Consider the following 1,360-nt stretch of genomic DNA (forward strand, 5'->3'; position numbering starts at 1 on the left):
TTCTCAAACGGTAATGCCATCACGCTAATTAAGGTGATGGCAACCACATAAAAACACCAAGCATTGTCAAATGTGACAAGCATCATATTAAACGACGTGGTTTATTTGAAAATCAATTCATGCGTTCACCCGGCGTATTGATTTATTTATCCGGTGCATCCCCGAACTCGCATAAATTTGCGATTCGAACAGAATGCGAACTGCACGCCAATGGCTGTTGAACACCCTTCTGAACTGATGAGGTTGCTATGGGAAACACAACGATACAAACGCAGAGCTTCCGGGCTGTGGATACAGGACAAACAAAGCGTTACATCATTCCATTCGCGCTGCTCTGCTCTTTGTTTTTTCTTTGGGCGGTCGCCAATAATTTGAATGACATTCTATTACCGCAATTTCAGCAGGCCTTTACCCTGACAAATTTTCAGGCTGGGTTGATCCAATCCGCTTTCTATTTTGGTTATTTTATCATTCCCATTCCCGCAGGAATTCTGATGAAAAAACTCAGCTATAAAGCAGGGATTATTACCGGGCTATTTTTGTACGCGATTGGCGCCGCCTTATTCTGGCCTGCCGCCGAGATGATGAATTACGCGTTATTCTTGATTGGGCTGTTTATTATTGCTGCCGGACTCGGTTGTCTTGAAACCGCAGCCAATCCTTTTGTAACGGTATTAGGACCAGAAAGCGGTGGGCATTTCCGTCTCAATTTAGCGCAAACCTTCAACTCCTTTGGCGCTATTATTGCGGTGGTCTTTGGGCAAAGTCTTATTTTATCCAATGTGCCACACCAACCGCAGGAGGTGCTTGATAATATGGCACCAGAACAACTCAGTGCCTATAAACACAGTCTGGTGTTATCGGTACAAACGCCTTATCTGATTATTGTTGCAGTGGTACTCATCGTTGCACTGCTGATCGTGTTTGCCAAATTCCCTACGCTGCAAAGTGAGGAGCACCCTGATAGCGCGCAAGGATCGTTCAGTGCATCGTTTACTCGTCTGGTTCGCATCCGTCACTGGCGCTGGGCCGTGCTAGCGCAGTTTTGCTACGTCGGCGCACAAACCGCCTGCTGGAGCTATCTGATTCGCTACGCCATCGAAGAGATCCCCGGCATGACGCCCGGTTTCGCCGCCAACTATCTGACGGGCACCATGGTGTGTTTCTTTATTGGCCGCTTCACCGGCACCTGGCTCATCAGCCGTTTTGCACCACATAAAGTACTGGCGGCCTATGCCCTGCTCGCCATGATGCTGTGCCTCCTCTCGGCAGTCAGCGGTGGGCATCTCGGGCTGTTGGCCCTGACCCTGTGCAGTGCGTTTATGTCGATTCAATATCCAACCATTTTTTCATTGGGTAT

1 protein-coding gene is annotated in these 1,360 nt (G+C 48.4%); it reads left to right on the forward strand.

The annotated features are described in order from the left end of the window. Nucleotides 1-248: 248 nt before the first annotated feature. The coding region (gene fucP / locus J5224_RS27885; protein ID WP_264628370.1) for an L-fucose:H+ symporter permease at nucleotides 249-1,360 on the forward strand (1,112 nt) is incomplete at its 3' end.

This window comes from Candidatus Symbiopectobacterium sp. NZEC135 (assembly GCF_025962695.1).